The 15,603-nt window shown below is 61.9% G+C and carries 13 protein-coding genes; 5 read left to right on the top strand and 8 right to left on the bottom strand.

What is annotated here, in order from left to right:
* Positions 1–241: 241 nt before the first annotated feature.
* Positions 242–1,420, top strand: coding sequence for a 4-phosphoerythronate dehydrogenase (locus BSZ35_RS03950; RefSeq protein WP_105011228.1), 1,179 nt, complete (start codon positions 242–244; stop codon positions 1,418–1,420).
* 239 nt (positions 1,421–1,659) lie between these two features.
* On the opposite strand, the gene era is transcribed toward BSZ35_RS03950, so the two are convergent.
* From era to recG, 4 genes are all read right to left on the bottom strand, one after another.
* Positions 1,660–2,574: a GTPase Era gene (gene era / locus BSZ35_RS03945; protein ID WP_105011227.1), complete on the bottom strand. Its 915-nt coding sequence runs from the start codon at positions 2,572–2,574 to the stop codon at positions 1,660–1,662.
* A 141-nt stretch (positions 2,575–2,715) separates the two neighbouring features.
* A complete protein-coding gene (locus BSZ35_RS03940; protein ID WP_105011226.1) occupies positions 2,716–3,441 on the bottom strand; it encodes a pyridoxine 5'-phosphate synthase in 726 nt (241 codons plus the stop codon).
* A gap of 169 nt (positions 3,442–3,610) precedes the next feature.
* Positions 3,611–4,132, bottom strand: a complete 522-nt coding sequence (locus tag BSZ35_RS03935) for a hypothetical protein (RefSeq protein WP_105011225.1) — start codon at positions 4,130–4,132, stop codon at positions 3,611–3,613.
* A 153-nt stretch (positions 4,133–4,285) separates the two neighbouring features.
* Entirely contained in the window at positions 4,286–6,388 is a 2,103-nt protein-coding gene (recG, locus tag BSZ35_RS03930) for an ATP-dependent DNA helicase RecG (RefSeq protein ID WP_105011224.1), read from the bottom strand.
* Positions 6,389–7,176: 788 nt separating this feature from the next.
* Between recG and BSZ35_RS03925 the strand changes: the two genes are divergently transcribed.
* From BSZ35_RS03925 to BSZ35_RS03915, 3 genes are all read left to right on the top strand, one after another.
* Positions 7,177–8,676, top strand: coding sequence for a calcineurin-like phosphoesterase family protein (locus BSZ35_RS03925; protein WP_105011223.1), 1,500 nt, complete (start codon positions 7,177–7,179; stop codon positions 8,674–8,676).
* A 37-nt stretch (positions 8,677–8,713) separates the two neighbouring features.
* Positions 8,714–9,799, top strand: coding sequence for an alkaline phosphatase D family protein (locus BSZ35_RS03920; protein ID WP_105011222.1), 1,086 nt, complete (start codon positions 8,714–8,716; stop codon positions 9,797–9,799).
* Between the two features lie 115 nt (positions 9,800–9,914).
* Positions 9,915–10,544 carry a class I SAM-dependent methyltransferase gene (locus BSZ35_RS03915; RefSeq protein ID WP_105011221.1) on the top strand — a complete coding sequence of 210 codons (630 nt, stop codon included), beginning with the start codon at positions 9,915–9,917 and terminating at the stop codon, positions 10,542–10,544.
* A 36-nt stretch (positions 10,545–10,580) separates the two neighbouring features.
* Here BSZ35_RS03915 and BSZ35_RS19455 read toward each other — a convergent pair whose 3' ends face one another.
* A complete protein-coding gene (locus BSZ35_RS19455) occupies positions 10,581–10,838 on the bottom strand; it encodes a hypothetical protein (RefSeq protein WP_181149168.1) in 258 nt (85 codons plus the stop codon).
* 276 nt (positions 10,839–11,114) lie between these two features.
* Here BSZ35_RS19455 and BSZ35_RS03910 point away from each other — a divergent pair, with 276 nt between their 5' ends.
* Complete coding sequence (locus BSZ35_RS03910) at positions 11,115–12,278, top strand: MFS transporter (RefSeq protein ID WP_181149167.1); 1,164 nt, start codon at positions 11,115–11,117, stop codon at positions 12,276–12,278.
* 27 nt (positions 12,279–12,305) lie between these two features.
* Here BSZ35_RS03910 and BSZ35_RS03905 read toward each other — a convergent pair whose 3' ends face one another.
* The 3 genes from BSZ35_RS03905 to BSZ35_RS20110 form a co-directional block, all read right to left on the bottom strand.
* Positions 12,306–13,667, bottom strand: coding sequence for a gluconate transporter (locus BSZ35_RS03905; protein WP_105011219.1), 1,362 nt, complete (start codon positions 13,665–13,667; stop codon positions 12,306–12,308).
* 146 nt (positions 13,668–13,813) lie between these two features.
* Positions 13,814–15,271, bottom strand: coding sequence for a DASH family cryptochrome (locus tag BSZ35_RS03900; protein WP_105011218.1), 1,458 nt, complete (start codon positions 15,269–15,271; stop codon positions 13,814–13,816).
* An 81-nt stretch (positions 15,272–15,352) separates the two neighbouring features.
* Positions 15,353–15,517 carry a DUF2256 domain-containing protein gene (locus BSZ35_RS20110; protein WP_105011217.1) on the bottom strand — a complete coding sequence of 55 codons (165 nt, stop codon included), beginning with the start codon at positions 15,515–15,517 and terminating at the stop codon, positions 15,353–15,355.
* Positions 15,518–15,603: the final 86 nt, after the last annotated feature.

The following is a 15,603-nucleotide window of genomic DNA, read 5'->3' as shown; positions in this document are numbered from 1 at the left end:
TATCGGATGACTGCCCCCGCTCTACTCCCGGTGGCGATGATTAGTTTCCAGATCTCTATTTCGTGTAAAGGCCTGGAAATCAGAGGGTTAACAGCCAATCGTGATTTATTCACGTTGGTTTACTTCTGTATTGACTAATGGTTTATACTCCCTTGATCCCTTCTCTGTACCCTTTTTCGTGTAGATTTTTGTATGGGGGATATGGGAAGCGCTTTTATGATTCATCTGTAACAAATTCGCTGTGCCGGACCTTCACATTGTTGCTGATGCCAATATTCCCTGTGTGGATGCGGCTTTCGGACATCTGGGGACGATCGAGCGATTTCAGGGGCGCGACATCGGTCCCGCGACCGTGGCGACCGCCGACGTGCTCTTGGTGCGGAGTGTAACCCCCGTAGGGCCGTCATTGCTGGGCGACAGTTCCGTTCGCTTCGTTGGTTCTGCCACCATTGGGGTGGATCACGTCGATCGGCCATATCTGGAGGAGCAGGGCATCGCGTTTGCCCATGCTCCGGCCTCCAACGCCGATTCGGTGGCCGATTACGTGACGGCGGCGCTCCTCCGCCTTGCTCGTCAACACGAGGTGCGGCTTGAGGGGCAGACCGTGGGCGTGGTCGGGTGCGGAAATGTGGGGAGTCGGGCCGCTCGTCGGCTTTCGGCCCTCGGGCTTTCCGTGCTTCCCAACGATCCGCCCCTCGCCCGGGCCGCGGAGGCCGACGGCCGCTCGCACGGGTACGTGTCGCTCGATGCCGTGCTTGACGAGTCGGACATCGTTACGACGCACGTGCCCCTTACCACGGATGGCCCGGATCCAACGCATCATCTCATCGACGAGGCGGCGCTTGATCAACTGCAGCCGGGCGCGTGGCTCCTGAACACCGCACGCGGCCCGGTGGTGGACAATGCGGCGTTGCTTCAGGCGATCGAGAGTGGATCTGTGGGCGCTGCGGTGCTGGACGTGTGGGAGAATGAGCCCACGCCCGATCCTGCGCTCGTAGAGGCGGTGGACGTGGCGACGCCCCACATTGCGGGCTATGCGTACGACGGCAAGGTGCGCGGCACGACGATGCTCTACACCGCCCTCTGCGAACACCTGGACATTCACCCTGAATGGGACCCGGCGACGGTGCTCGAACCCGAAGAGCCGGGGACGCTCCGGTGTCAGGCCCCGGACGCCCGTCTCCCGCGCCCGGACTGGCTCCACCATCTCGCCCGGCAGGCGTACGACCTCCGTGCCGACGACGAGCGGATGCGTCAGATTCTGGATCGGCCGCCGTCCGAACAGGGAACCTACTTCAGTCACCTCCGGGCGACCTACCCGATCCGCCGCGAAATGCAGAAGCACACCGTCCCGAAAGCAGCGGTCCCCGAGGATCGTCGGGCACTCGTGGAGGAGGGGCTTACCATGCAGTGGCGGTGAGAGAGGGGCGAAAGGGCGAGTGGAAGAACAATCAACCGTTCTACAGAACCCGGAAGCGGGACGTTAGAACAAAGAATCGTCCTGCACGGGAGGGGCAAGGAGACGAGCTCCCATCAACACAAAACGGCCGGGGCCCGAGAACACGTCTCGGTCGGCCCGGCCGCCCTGTCTGAAATGTGGTACGGAGGAGACGCCTGCCGTACGAGAGTGGAGTTCTGAGTCTTCCGCAGTACCGCTCCTCACGAGCGGTAGCCGTACGAGCGGAGGAGCTGCTCGCGGTCGCGCCAGTCCTCCTTCACCTTCACGTGGAGGTTGAGGTAGACCGGCGTGCGCAGGAAGGACTCGATGTCGTTTCGTGCCTCCATCCCCACCTTCTTGATGGCGCGCCCGCCCTCGCCGATCACGATGCCCTTGTGCGACTCGCTCATCACCACGATCTCGGCGTCGATGTAGTCCTTCTGCGTGCCCTCCCGCTCCTCATACTCCACGATGTTGACCTGGATGGAGTACGGGAGCTCCTGGTGGTAGTGCTGGAACGCCTTTTCCCGCACGATCTCGGCGACGAAGAAGCGCTCCGGGTGCTCGCTGATCATGTCCTTCGGGTAGAAGGGGGGTCCCTCCGGCAGTGTGTCCACCACGAGGTCGACCAGCGTCTCGATGTTTTGTCCGTCGAGGGCGGAGGTGGGCACCACCTCGTCGAACGCCCGCATCTCGGTGTACGACTCCACGAGCGGAATGGCCTGGTCCTGCGGAATCAGGTCCATCTTCGTGAGCACGAGGAAGGCCGGCGTGTCGCCGATCTGCTGGAGGCTTTGCGTGTCGGGCTCCTCCTGCGTGGCCTCGTGGAGGAAGAGCAGCAGGTCGGCGTCCCGGATCGCGCCCTTCACCTGGCCCATCATGGCGTCGTGAAGGCCGTAGCGCGGGTCGATGATGCCGGGCGTGTCGAGGAAGATGACCTGGTGCTCGGGGGCGGAGTGGATGCCGATGACGCGGTGCCGCGTGGTTTGCGGCTTGCGCGTCACGATGGATAGTTTTTCGCCCAGCATTGCATTCATGAGCGTGCTCTTGCCCACGTTGGGCTTGCCCACAATGGCAACGTATCCGCTCTTGTGGTCGTCCGGGACATCTTCGAAAAAGGGAGGTGGTTCTTCCATAGGTTCGTTTAAGCGTTCAGGGTTGAGGGTTTGGGGAATAGGATCATTTTCGAAAAGAACATGCAGCGCGGAGGAAATGAGGAGAGCAGCGGAAGCCGCGCAGGGAACGCTCGACGCTGAACGCCACAACCCTCAACGCACTTAATAGCCTTTCACCGTTGCACGCATGTCACGCACCGCCGGGTCCATGCCCACGAGCATGGCACGGGCCATCACGGCGAAGCCGATCGAGACCTCGGCCACATGAGGGACGCGTTCGCGGAAGAGGGGAACGTTATTATAATCGAGGCCGTGGCCGGCGTGCACGCGAAGACCAGCCTCGTGGGCCACGGAGGCAGCGTGAGCGAGGCGCTCGATTTCTTGCATCCGCGCTTCTTCCGTGGGGGCATCCGCATAGTCCCCCGTGTGAAGTTCCACGCAGTTGGCCTTCGTTTGGGCCGCGGCCTCGATCTGTTCTTGCACCGGGTCCACGAAGAGGCTGACCTGCTCCACGCCGGCGTCGTACAGTTGGGCGATGGCGTTTTTCAGGCGATCGGGATCCGACACCACGTCGAGGCCGCCCTCGGTGGTGACCTCTTCGCGGCGTTCCGGAACCAGGGTTGCAAGGTCCGGCGCCACGTCGCAGCAAATCGACACGACCTCCTCGTCGGTCGAGAGTTCGAAGTCTAACTTGCCCTCTACCGTCTGGTTGAGAAGGTGCACGTCTCGTTCTCGGATGTGACGGCGGTCTTCCCGCAGGTGGAAGACGATGCCATCGGCCCCGGCCTGCTCGCAGCGGGCCGCCGCGCGGACGGGATCCGGAAACGACTCTTCGCGGGCGTTTCGGAGAGTGCCCACGTGATCGACGTTGATCAGCAGGTTCATCATAGAAGGCCGAAGCTGGATTCGTGGCAATGACGTCAAAAGACCGTCGAACTCAACCCTCGAAGGGGGAGCTTTGTTTTTGACAATTCCGCGCAGCGCGAATCCACGTACGATACAGGATCGTCCATTCTACCTATCGGCCTTCGGGTGGGGGCGCCCGAGAAAGTGGGAGCTACTGGTGGAGTACGATCTTCTTTTGTACCGAGCGCTCAATGGACCTCCCATCGAGTGTCCAGTGGAGGGTTGCCCGGACGGTATAGGGACCGGGCGATGCCGGGAGCTCTCCCTCAGACGTGTCGAGCACGGCCTCCAGGTCGAAGCGGCGCTTCACCAGCTCACCTGCTGGAATATGGTGGGTCGTGACGGCGGCGGCACAAAGGAGCATAGAGCCTTTCAGGGGCACCCGTTCGGTTGCGGAGAAGACGCTGGGACGCATGAGACAAGCACTCGGCGTCGTCACAGTACGGTCCCTGTTGCTCGGATTGCTCACGGCCACTTGGACTGCGAACGAGTCGGCGACGGCCACCGTATCGGGGGCGAAGAGATGAATGCCAAGCCCATTGACGGTTGTACTGGTTGCGTTGCTTAGGTCGATCTCTGTACCGTGCTGTTCAACGCCGGGAAAAGAGTCGCATCCGGTCAAGAGACCAAAGACAAGAAGGCAACCCGTGGTGAGGAGGCGGAAGGATCTCATGGTAGAAAACAGGAATCATGAGAAAACGAAAGAAACGATGGCATGCCAGCATGTGTGCTGACCATGCTCATCGAACAAACCCCTCACAGAGACGGAGTAAACAGTCGGTAGAGTTAAAATATATTTATATCAAGTAAAATATATTGTGTAGTTTTATCCGACCCGTGCAAAGCCCAGGCCCTCTGCCGCATACGTTTCCTCGAAGCGCCGCCGGAGCCGCTGGTGCTCCTCGGACCGAAGGTGTGGATCGCGTTCCACCAACGAAAAGGCGGCTTCACGAGCCTCCTCTAGAATGTCAGTGTCCTCCGTGATGTCGGCGATCTTGAGGTCGGGCATGCCGCTCTGGCGCGTCCCGAAAAAATCGCCCGCGCCCCGAATTTTGAGATCGGTCTCGCTGATTTCGAAGCCGTCGTTTGTGCGCACCATCGCCTCCAGTCGCTGCTTGGCCTCGTTGCTGCGCTTGTACCCGGCCATCAGGATGCAGTAGCTCTGTTGGTCGCTCCGGCCCACCCGTCCGCGCAGCTGGTGCAGTTGGCTGAGGCCGAACCGCTCGGCGTGCTCCACGAGCATAATCGTCGCGTTCGGCACGTCGACTCCCACCTCGATGACGGTGGTGGACACTAGGATATCGATGGTGCCGTCCTTGAACCGTGCCATCGCATTTTCCTTCTGGTCGGACTTCATCTGGCCGTGGACGAGGCCGACGGTGTAGTCGGGGAATTGCTTTTTTAGGTTTTCGTAGCCGTTCTCCGCGTCTTTCAGGTCCATTTTCTCGCTCTCCTCCACGAGCGGGTACACGACGTAGGCCTGCTGGCCCTGCTCCAGCTTGTCGCGCAGGAACGCGTACACCTCGCCTCGCCGCTTCTCGGACCGGAGTTGCGTCTCCACCGGCTTGCGTCCCGGCGGCATCTCGTCGATCTTCGACACGTCGAGGTCGCCGTAGAGCGTCATGGCAAGGGAGCGGGGGATGGGAGTGGCCGTCATCAGCAGCATGTGCGGCTGTTGGCCCTTCTCGAACATCTCCGCCCGCTGCGCGACGCCGAACCGGTGCTGCTCGTCGACAACGGCGAGGCCCAGGCTATCGAATTCTACTTCCTCTTGAATGATGGCGTGCGTACCGACGGCGACGGGGCTTTCGCCGCTGCGGAGGGCGCGCAGGGCTTCTTCGCGCTCACGTTTGGTCTGACTGCCGGTCAGCAGGCGCGGCTCCAGGCCCAGGGGCTGCAAGTACTCAAGGAGGTTTTGGTAGTGCTGCTCGGCCAGGAGCTCCGTCGGGGCCATGAAGGCGCTCTGGTAGCCGCTGTCGTAGGCGTGCATCATGGCCGCCACGGCAACCACAGTCTTTCCGCTGCCCACATCGCCCTGAACGAGCCGATTCATCTGCACGCCCGTCTGCGTATCCTCGATGACCTCGCGCAGGGAACGCTTTTGGGCGCCGGTGAGCTCAAAGGGGAGCACGTCATGGACGAACTCCTTCGTGTGTTCGCCCGGCGCATCGAACGCAGGACCGGCCACCTCGTCCTGCTGCTGCCGCATCTGGGCGAGCATGAGCTGGATGAGGAAAAGTTCTTCAAACTTGAGGCGCTGCTCCGCCTGGGCCCGTTCGGACTGACTCTTGGGAAAGTGGATGGCCCGCAGCGCCACGCGCCCCTCCATCAGGTCGCAATGCTCGACGATGCGCTCCGGGAGCGTCTCTTGCAGCTTAAGCCCATGCTCCTTGAAGAGGTTGTACAGGATGCGGCGGATGGACCGGCTCGTAAGGCCGACCTTTTCCATTGCCTCGCCCCCGGGGTAGAGGGGGACGATGCGGCCGGTGTCGAGGATTGCCCCTTCGTCGTTGAGCTTGTCGAAGTCCGGGTGCGTCATCGAAAACCAGCGGCCGTACTGTTCTACTTTGCCGTGTACGGCCAGTTGGTCGCCTTTTTCGAACGCCTTGCGCACCCACCAGATGCCCTGGAACCAGGTGCACTTCATGCGCCCGCCCCGCTCGCCCTGCAAGATGAGTTCAAACCGTTTCTGGCTCTTTCCCGGTACAATGTTCGTCGACTGCACGGTGCCCACCACCGTGACTGGGTCCGGGCTTTCCTGGAGTCGCTCCACCGGGGTGATGGTCGAGCGGTCGAGGTACCGGCGGGGGTAGAAGTGGAGGAGGTCGCGGACGGTGCGCACGCCATGAGCGTCGGCCCACACGTTGGCCCGCTTTTCGCCAACCCCTTTCACATAGCGGACGTCCTGTTCGAGAAAGTCGTCACTCATGCCCGTGTTATGGTTGGAAGTGGGGGTGCATGTGTAGAGGATGTGTGCCTGTTCCCGTCTCTCATCTCACATCAACGGGAGAACAGCGTTCCGCGGTCCTGTGCTTGCGAGTCTCGCGTGGATTCCACAGAGTGCTCGTCCGGAGGAGGGATGAGGCCCGCTTTCCCATGCCCCTCTCTGTCTCTTTCGGCGAGGTCGTTGACCAAAGAGAGCGACTGCTCCGGGCCATTGGCGGGAAGGAGGCATTTCGCTACTGTGGGGACCCCTGTGATCGGCTGGCCCCACTGAGGACTGCTATGCGGATCGCGATCAGGCGTACGAGGACATTGCGATTCGGTGGATGGTAGCGCGCGACATTCCGTATCTTCAGGACGAGGAAAACTGACGGGTAGGGATCATAATCCTGAGGTGATGATGTTCTCCGCCGCGCATTCGCATCTTTCTTTACACCGTTCCCAGCTCGTAGGGTCTGCTCGGGTAGAAAGGAGGTCTGTTGCGTGCCCTTCGAACGTTCAGCCTTTAGGGTGGAATGTTTAGTAGAAACTCATTTTATTCGGAGACAGCATCTTCTGCAGCATACCGACAGTACCGGCTGGGGTCAGTATCACGGCCTGATTCTCATCCTCACCCCTGCGGTCATTGCTTCATTACGAAGGCACCCACTCTGTGGACGAGACGTTGGGGGCGTGCACCCACTCCTCCTTCGCCCATGCTGTAACGAATGTCGCGACAATCAGGGGAGGCCGCCTTCGCTCGAAGAATATTTACAATCAAGTGTTCGACCCGCCATGGCACCCACCCGCCGCGATTTTCTCAAGCACCTCGGCTTTGCCGGCGCCACCGCCACCGCTCTCAGTGTACCCTGGGCTGCGACGGGGACGTCTCCCTCGGCCCATACTTCTCGTTCCGTTCAGGTCACGGGCCGAGTCACGGATTCAGACGGCGGCTTGTCCGGCGTGTCCGTGACCGATGGCGTCACCGTTACGCGGACGGACGATGACGGCCGTTTCCGGTTGGAGGCATCAGCCCGGCAGCCCTTTGTCTACGTGTCGGTGCCCGCCGGCTACCAGCTGCCGACGCACGAGACGGGAACGGCTCGGTTCTATCGCCCGATTAAGGCCGGAAGCGGGACGGCAGAGGTGGAATTTGAGCTCCAATCGCTCCCCCAGAGCGACGAGCGGCACGCATTCACCTTTCTCGCCGATCCGCAGACGCAGACCGCAGCGGAGATGGAAACCTTTCAGGCCGAGACGGTGCCGGATGTACGGCAGACCGTGAAGGCGATGAAGGACCGCCCAGCCTTCGGGGTGGGGGGCGGCGATCTCGTGTTCGACGACCTCTCGCTCTTTTCCGGCTACGAGGAGGCGGTTCGGCAGATGGGGATGCCCTTCGTGCAGGTGGTGGGCAACCACGATCTCAACTTCGACGCGCCAGGGGATCCCGGTTCTACGGCCACCTTCCGACAGCACTTCGGCCCGGAGTACTACTCGTTCGACCGCGGGGCCGTCCACTATGTCGTCCTCGACGATGTGTACTGGCCGGGAAGTGACGGCTTCGGGAATGACACCGACGACTACCTTGGTCACATTGACGCGACCCAGTTGCGGTGGTTGGAGCAGGACCTTGCTATGGTCGAGGACGGGCGTCCGGTCGTGGTTCTCGCACACATCCCTCCACTGAGCACGGCCTACGCCCGGAACGGAGAGTCGAGCCCCTCGGTCCGCGGCATGATCGTGAACCGCGACGCGTTGTACGAACTGCTTGATCCGTTTGAGGCCCACATCATTACCGGGCACGTGCATGAGAATGAGCACCGGTACGAGGCGGGGCCGCACGAGCACGTGGTAGGGACGACCTGTGGGGCGTGGTGGACCGGGCCCATCTGCTACGACGGGACGCCCCGTGGCTATGCTGTCTACGAAGTGAATGGCGAGTCCGTCCGGTGGCGGTACAAGAGTATCGGTCACGATGCCGACCACCAAATGCGGCTCACTCGCGTGCAGGAGGAAGGGGAGGATCGCCTTCTCGCCAACGTGTGGGGCGCCGACGATGAGTGGACGGTGACCTGGTACGAGGACGGGGTACAAACCGGGAGCATGGAGCAGCAGCGAGGCGTCGATCCAAAGGCAACCGCCCTGTATGCTGGAGAGAAGCAGCCGGAGAAGCATCCCTGGGTGGAACCGGTGCCCACAGATCATCTTTTCTCTGCACCATTCAATCCCGACGCGAACCGCGTCCGCGTGGAGGCTACGGACCGCTTCGGTCGTACCTACACTGCAGCACTATAGCCCCCTTCAGGAAGACGGGTCGACGTTGCTTTCTCCGATGTATTCTTCTTCTGTGCTCCTTCGTTTTTCGTCCCTCGTACTGATTCTTGCGGGCCTCAGCGTCGGCTGTGCGAGTTCGGACCGGCCCGTCGAAAGGGGAGCGACGGCGTCCCATTCCGATTCGATCCTTACCCGCATCGCCTTCGGCTCCTGCAACGATCAGTCCGCCGACCAGCCCCTTTGGACGCCCATCCGGGCTTCGAACCCTGATCTCTGGGTTTGGCTTGGCGACAACATCTACGCCGATACCGAACGCATGGCGGCAATGGATTCGATGTATGCTCGGCAGCAGCGTGTGCCGGGCTACCAGGCCCTTCGCCAGGAGGCACGCATTCTTGGGACCTGGGATGACCACGACTACGGGGCGAACGACGTCGGCCGCTCCTATCCGAAACGGGACAGCAGCCAGGCCCTCTTCCTTGACTTTATGGGGGTGCCGGATACCGATCCGCGCCGGCAACGAGAGGGCGTGTACAGTGCTCACACGTTTGGCCCCCCGGGGCAGCAGGTCAAAATTATTCTTCTCGATACCCGGTATCACCGGTCGCCCATCACGCCCGATCCCAATTCCGAGCAGTCGTACTACCCGAACAAGCAGGGCGACATTCTGGGGGAGGAGCAGTGGGCGTGGCTGGAGCGAGAGTTGCGGGCAAGTGAGGCGCAGATTCATTTTATTGCTTCCAGCATTCAGGCCGTTTCCTCTCAGCATCCCTGGGAGAAATGGGCGAATTTTCCCAAGGCGCGCCAGCGTCTCTTCGAGACGATCCGGCAGACCGACGCGCCCGGCGTCGTGCTTTTGAGCGGTGATCGGCATCACGCCGAGCTTTCCCGTCACGACGAGGCGCTCGGGTATCCTCTCTACGACCTAACGTCCAGTGGGCTTACCCACGTTGCCCCGGCCGGGCCGGAACTCAACCGCCACCGCATCGGCGAGAAGGTCAATGTGCTAAATTTTGGCCTCATTACGATTGACTGGGAGGCGGATCCCGTCACGCTCCAACTCCAAATTCGAGGGGAAGAGAATACGTCTCATTTCGACCACACCCTCCAACTGTCGGCCCTATCTGCGAGCGGGGAGCGGTAGAGACCAAACGGCCCTGCGCACAGCATTTGCAGACGACCGCCGGGAACCAGGGCCCCGACCACCGTTTTGGTACGGAGTGCCGACGTTTTCTGTCACGCAACCTTTTCTACGACGGATGAACGATGACCTGCCGAGCTGGATGTCCAATCTGAGTCGTGAGGGCGGCAACTGGGACGATGGGCGCTGGTACGATATTCACCTGGAGCGGCGCATGCCCCAGGCCATTCCGATGTTGGAAGAGCTGGCGATGGCTCTTCCCCCGCTTCCGCCCGGAACGGTCGTGGGCGATCTGGCCTGTGGAACCGGCAACGCCGCCGCGACGGTCCTCGATGCCTACCCTCAAATCCAGTTGGTGCTGCTCGACGAAGATCCGGATCTGTTGTCCATTGCCCACGAAAAGATCCAACGCATGACCCGAGAGGTGGAGCCCCTTCGCGTTTCGGTTCCGACGGACGGGGAGCCGCTTCCCGGTGGGCCGTACGATCTCGTGGTTGCCTCTCTTGCGCTGCACGCCATCGTGGGGCACGATGTGGACGCGGCCGAGGCCGAGTCGCGGTACGAACTGCTCTTCCGCAGCATCAAAGAACCTTTGCGTCCGGGGGGGCACTGCATTATCGGGGACCACGTCGGAACGCTGCCGCTCTTTGCTCAGCTCAAGGCGATGGAGCGCGCAGGCTTTACCGACGTCGATTGTGCCTGGCGGCAGGACGACTTTTTTGTCGCGGGCGGACGTGTAGGAGAGTAGGTTCCCATTGGCGAGACGGAATCGGGGATCGCTTTTTCACGCCGATCCGGTTTCATCCACTGCAGCGTCGGGGGCGCCGTCGGGAAGCGGTAGGGCGAGAATTCCGCACACGTCAAGGATGAGGAGGCGATCCGGCCCCCAGCCTTCGGAGAAGATCACACAATGGCGACCATCGGTTTCCAAGACCCTTCGGAGATGGGACGGCGAAAGGTGGAGGGCAGCGGCAAACTGCTGAAGGGTCCCTATGGCTTCGCCGTCCTCTGTAATGGTGATGAGCGGAAGGGGAGCAGTCACGAGCGGTGGCACTGTATAGGAGGAGGAGAGGTCTCCCTGGAAAGAACCACCGGAGTCTCGGTTCTGCCTGGAGATATGGAGAGAGACAAGGGGGAGGAGGGGCGAAGATCAGTGTGCGGTGCGGATGCGCCTCGGGGGCACACTGGGGCACCGATCCGTTCGGGGGGGGGAGTGCGTCGACGAGAGAGCGTTCGACATCGGAGAAAATGCCGGTATCCGTTCGCTCAGCGGTCCATTGACTCTCTGACTTCGCACCGAGAGCTTCCGAGAGCCGGCATGATCACAGCGCTTCGCACCGTTTGGACACACGGCCCGAGCCGGGCCGTCGCTCTCACCTTTGGGCTGGTGAATGTGTTCGTGGGAAGCTGGTTTGCTCGAATTCCGGAGGTGCAGACGACCCTCGAATTGTCAGAGGCCACTCTCGGGCTCGTACTTCTGGCTATGCCGTTGGGGACGCTTCTGGTGACGCCCGTGTCCGCCTGGATTGTGCCGCGGTGGGGGGCAGGGCCGGTCACATTCGGTACTGGACTCGCGCAGGGACTTCCGTTTCTTCTGTTGCCCTTCACGGACCGCCCCCTCCACTTGGCCGGGATTCTGCTGGGGGTTGGGGCGCTGAACGGTACGCTCAATGTCTCCATGAACGCTCGGGCCAATGCCGTAGAGGAAGGGCGCAACGTCCCCATTATGTCTACGTGCCATGGATTTTACAGCATTGGCGGCATGATTGGGGCGGGGGTTGGGAGTGCGGCGGCAAGCATATCTCTCTCGTTTGCGTGGCACTTCGTCGTGCTCGTAGGCGTGGGCGCTGCGGTCGTTCTTTTCCACCGGGCGGCATTCCTCGGCGGGCCTACGACGCGAGAGGCGGGTCGCATATTTGCCGTTCCGCCACCGGCACTTGCCGGGATTGCGGCTCTGCTCTTCTGTGTCCTTTTTGCGGAAGGGGCCGTGTCGAACTGGAGTGCAGTGTATTTGCGCAAGGGACTGGGGGCCAGTGCCGGGGTGGCCGGGCTCGGCTACGCCGCATTTTCGGGAGCGATGGCCGTAGGCCGGCTGTACGGAGACCGGATTTTGGAGCGATTTGAGACGCGTCGAGTCATGCAGGCGGGCGCTGCACTTGGGGCGATGGGACTTGGCATGGGGGTGCTAATCGCACATCCGGTGTCCGGCATTGCCGGGTTTTTCGTGCAGGGGCTTGGGTTTGCTGTTCTCGTTCCGGTGCTGTACCGTACGGCCGCCCGGACGCCGGGACTGGCACCGGGGGCGAGCCTAGCGGCTGTGGCCAGCGCCGGCTACGTAGGGATTGCCTCTGGCCCTCCCCTGCTTGGCTTGGTGGCGGACACGCTGGGCCTCTCCGCCGCCATGGGCGTCGTGGCGATTCTTGCGGGGATGGTGTCCCTTGCGGCCGGCCCGATTCTCCAGCGGCCCTCCGTGTCGTCATAGGGCGTACCGGACTGTCGTCGCCCGGCGCTACGCCAGTGGGAGGAGCGTCGAAAGCAGCAGTACGACCAGCAGGCCGGTGACGGCCATGACCGTGTTGACGGCCGACCACGTCTTAAGGGTTTCTTCCTGTGTGAGGCCGGCCACCTCATTCACGATCCAGAACCCGCTGTCGTTGTACCAGGAGAAGAGAAGGGCACCTGTTCCCACTGCCATCATCATGTACACCGGGTGGGCGTCGAGGCCGGGCGTGAGCGGGGCCATCATGGACGCGCCCGTCAGCACCGCGACGGTGCCGGAGCCTTGCGCAATGCGAATGACGCCGCCGATGAGCCACCCAGTGATGAGAAGGGGAATGCCCGCCGCCGTGAGGGCGTTTGCGATGTATTCTCCGACGCCGGCTGTACGGAGCAGTGCTCCGAAGGCGCCGCCCGCTGCCGTGATCGCAATGATATTTCCGCCACTCTTGAGGGCATCTGTCAGGGCCTCTCCGAAGGCCGACGCATTCAGGTCGCTTGTTCGATAGAACGTAGCCGCTGCGACGAGGGCGGCAAGTGTCAGGGCGATGGTCGGCGACCCAAGGAAGTCGGTTGCAGACGCCAGTGCGCTGCCGTTTGACGAGACCGCATCCATTACCGTATTGGTCCCGATCAACGCGACGGGGAGCGCGATAGGGAGAAGCGCCTCGCCCAATCCGGGGAGCTTGTTGAGGGAGGTCGACGCGTTGGCTTCGAGCACTTCCGCGGTCGACCCCATTGCTTCCCGGAGGGGGATGGTGAGGCGTTGGTCGATCCAGCGACCATACACAAGGCCGGCCGTCATAGAGACGGGCAAGGCCACAAGCGCGCCCACGAGCATAGCAATCCCCAGGTCTACGTTCAGGGTGTCGGCCATTGCCAAGGGGCCCGGCGTCGGCGGCACCAGCATGTGCGTCGCGAGGGCTCCTGCGGACAGCACCGCGACGTACAGGGGGTATTTGGTGCCAGTTCGGGCGTACATCGACCGGCCCAGGGGGGCCAGAAGGTAGAAGACGTTGTCGACGAAGACCGGAATCGAGAGCACGTAACTGCTGCCCAGTAAGGCCACCTCCGATCGTTCATCGCCGGTCTGAGCCAGGAACGTCCGGACGATGCGTTCCGCCGCGCCACTGTCCATCAGACTTTTTCCGATGATGGCGGCCATAAGAATCGGGATGCCGATGGCTTCCATCACGTCCCCGAACGCGGTGGCCATTTCTGGAGGAACGTTGGCAAAAGAGACTTCTGGGGTAGACAGACCCACAACGATCGTTGCGAGGGTCAGGCCCAGGAAGGCGGGAAGCCGCAGAACGACGAGGAAGACGACTACCGCGACGAGGCCGAAAAGGAACGGAACGAGAGGAGAGCTACCCATGGCGAGGGTCCCCGGGAGGGCCGATAGGAGAGAGGAGAGCAGTCTGCACTCCGAGGGTGCAGGCGGATGGCAGGCTCATTCCAACTCACCGTTTCCTACAGGGGCGGAGTGCAGGCTCTCCAACATCCAAAATTGAGCATCCAAAATCACCCCGACTGACGTTCGCGCTGAATGCGCTGGTACGTTTGGTCGAGATCCACGATCGGGGAAGGATAATCGGCGCCGATGATGCAGTCGGCTGCCTCCTGCTCCTCTTGACTCATCCGGTGGGGCTCGTGAATGTACTCGTCCGGAACCCCACGCAGCTCCGGGAGCCAATAACGCACGTAGTCTCCGTCGCCGTCGTAGCGATTGGCCTGCTTCACGATATTGAAATACCGGTCGCGCGGGTCATGCCCGACCCCACTGTTGTAGGCCCAATTTCCCCAGTTGCTGCACACGTCATAATCCACTAGGCGCGACTCAAAATAGGCAGCACCTTTCCGCCAGTCCTGTTTCAGGCTCATCGAGAGCATGCTGGCCACGTTTTGACGGCCCCGATTGGACATAAAGCCGGTCTCGTTGAGCTCGTGCATGTTGGCATCCACGAATGGAATGCCAGTGGTTCCCTGGGCCCACCGCTCGAAAGCGTCGTCATCGTCGCGCCAGCTGGGGGATTTGCCCGCCGGTCCCCCGGCAGCGAAGAGCTGAGAGCCGGCCTTGCCTGCGGCAAAGGTGTGAAAGTCGCGCCAGATGAGTTCGAACGTCATCCAGTACGTCGACTTGTTGGAGGTGCGTTCCTGCTCGTAGCGTTGCACCTCCTCGTAGATTTGCCGGGGCGTAATGCAGCCGTGGGCGAGCCAGGGGCTGAACTTTGACGAATAGTTGGCCCCCAGGAGGCCGTTGCGGGTCGCCTTGTACTTGCGGAGGCAATCCTCGCGCCAGATGTACTCATCGATCCGGTCGAGACCGCGCGTCTCCCCGCCCTGAAACGGAAGCACACTCCGCTCATCGACGGATCCGTCTCCCTCGACGCCGAGATCTTCGAGGGAGGGAAGGATCCCTGGGTCTAGGTCGTCGGGGAGGGGCGAGAGGGCCTCGGGGGGAGCGATCGTGGAGCGGATCCGACTTTTCTTTTCCACGCCCTTTCGGAAGTTCGTGTAGACGTTCGGGATGTCGGCCGCGCCATCAAACGGAAGGTCGTTGACGTGGTAGAGCGTCTTTCCCCAGAAGTAGCCGGGCTGGGCGTTGGTGTCGGACAGGGCGTCTGCTACGGCCTGCTCCACTGCGTTTTCTTCAGGGCCGACTTCCTGAAAGTGGAACACCGCCGAGGCGTCGGTGCTAGAGACGAGTGACGGGAGCACGTCTTCCGGTCGGCCCTGCCGCACCAGGAGATTCGTCCCGAGTGCCTGAAGCGACCCACGCAGATCCTCTACGCACTCCCGCAAGAAGCGGGCACGGATGGGACCCGTCTTCGGCAGGTCAAACATCGTTTTGCCGAAGTGACGGGGGTCGAAGCAGTAGATGGGAACCACGCGGTCATAGTGCGTGGCGGCGGAGCGGAGCGGCTCGTGATCGCGAATGCGGAGATCGTTGCGAAACCAGACAATTGCAGTAGAGGACACGGGGACGGACGATCTGTGGCTGTGAAGTGAAGGGCAAGAAAGGGGGGGGAAGCGAGGACTTCCGGGCCGGTCGGTGCTCAGTCATCCGTCCTTCTTTGCCCAGGGGACGTGATCGCGATCTTTGTGGCGGCGGCACCGTTCGCTGCAGTACTTCACGTTCTCCCAGTCGCCGGCCCATTTCTTTCGCCACTCGAACTCGCGATTGCAGACCGGGCACGTCTTGGTTGGACGGTTCTGGTGAGACATTGAACGGCTAGGCTCAATTAGAGAGGACGACACTCTGCTGTACGCCGCAGCCAGCCATCCGTGTGCCAATGGGGAAGAAGTTCTTA

This window comes from Salinibacter sp. 10B, from assembly GCF_002954405.1.
Lineage (GTDB): Bacteria > Bacteroidota > Rhodothermia > Rhodothermales > Salinibacteraceae > Salinibacter.
Note: the sequence above shows the minus strand (reverse complement) of the source record. Positions and strands in the feature narration are given on the sequence as shown.

What these genes read in the sequence shown, in the direction of transcription:
- BSZ35_RS03925 (WP_105011223.1), top strand. Translation starts at nt 7,177, where the DNA reads ATGGCACCCACCCGCCGCGATTTTCTCAAGCACCTCGGCTTTGCCGGC.
- BSZ35_RS03915 (WP_105011221.1), top strand. Translation starts at nt 9,915, where the DNA reads ATGAACGATGACCTGCCGAGCTGGATGTCCAATCTGAGTCGTGAGGGC.
- BSZ35_RS20110 (WP_105011217.1), bottom strand. Translation starts at nt 15,517, where the DNA reads ATGTCTCACCAGAACCGTCCAACCAAGACGTGCCCGGTCTGCAATCGC.
- era (WP_105011227.1), bottom strand. Translation starts at nt 2,574, where the DNA reads ATGGAAGAACCACCTCCCTTTTTCGAAGATGTCCCGGACGACCACAAG.
- BSZ35_RS03905 (WP_105011219.1), bottom strand. Translation starts at nt 13,667, where the DNA reads ATGGGTAGCTCTCCTCTCGTTCCGTTCCTTTTCGGCCTCGTCGCGGTA.
- BSZ35_RS03910 (WP_181149167.1), top strand. Translation starts at nt 11,115, where the DNA reads ATGATCACAGCGCTTCGCACCGTTTGGACACACGGCCCGAGCCGGGCC.
- BSZ35_RS03935 (WP_105011225.1), bottom strand. Translation starts at nt 4,132, where the DNA reads ATGAGATCCTTCCGCCTCCTCACCACGGGTTGCCTTCTTGTCTTTGGT.
- BSZ35_RS03920 (WP_105011222.1), top strand. Translation starts at nt 8,714, where the DNA reads ATGTATTCTTCTTCTGTGCTCCTTCGTTTTTCGTCCCTCGTACTGATT.
- BSZ35_RS03940 (WP_105011226.1), bottom strand. Translation starts at nt 3,441, where the DNA reads ATGATGAACCTGCTGATCAACGTCGATCACGTGGGCACTCTCCGAAAC.
- recG (WP_105011224.1), bottom strand. Translation starts at nt 6,388, where the DNA reads ATGAGTGACGACTTTCTCGAACAGGACGTCCGCTATGTGAAAGGGGTT.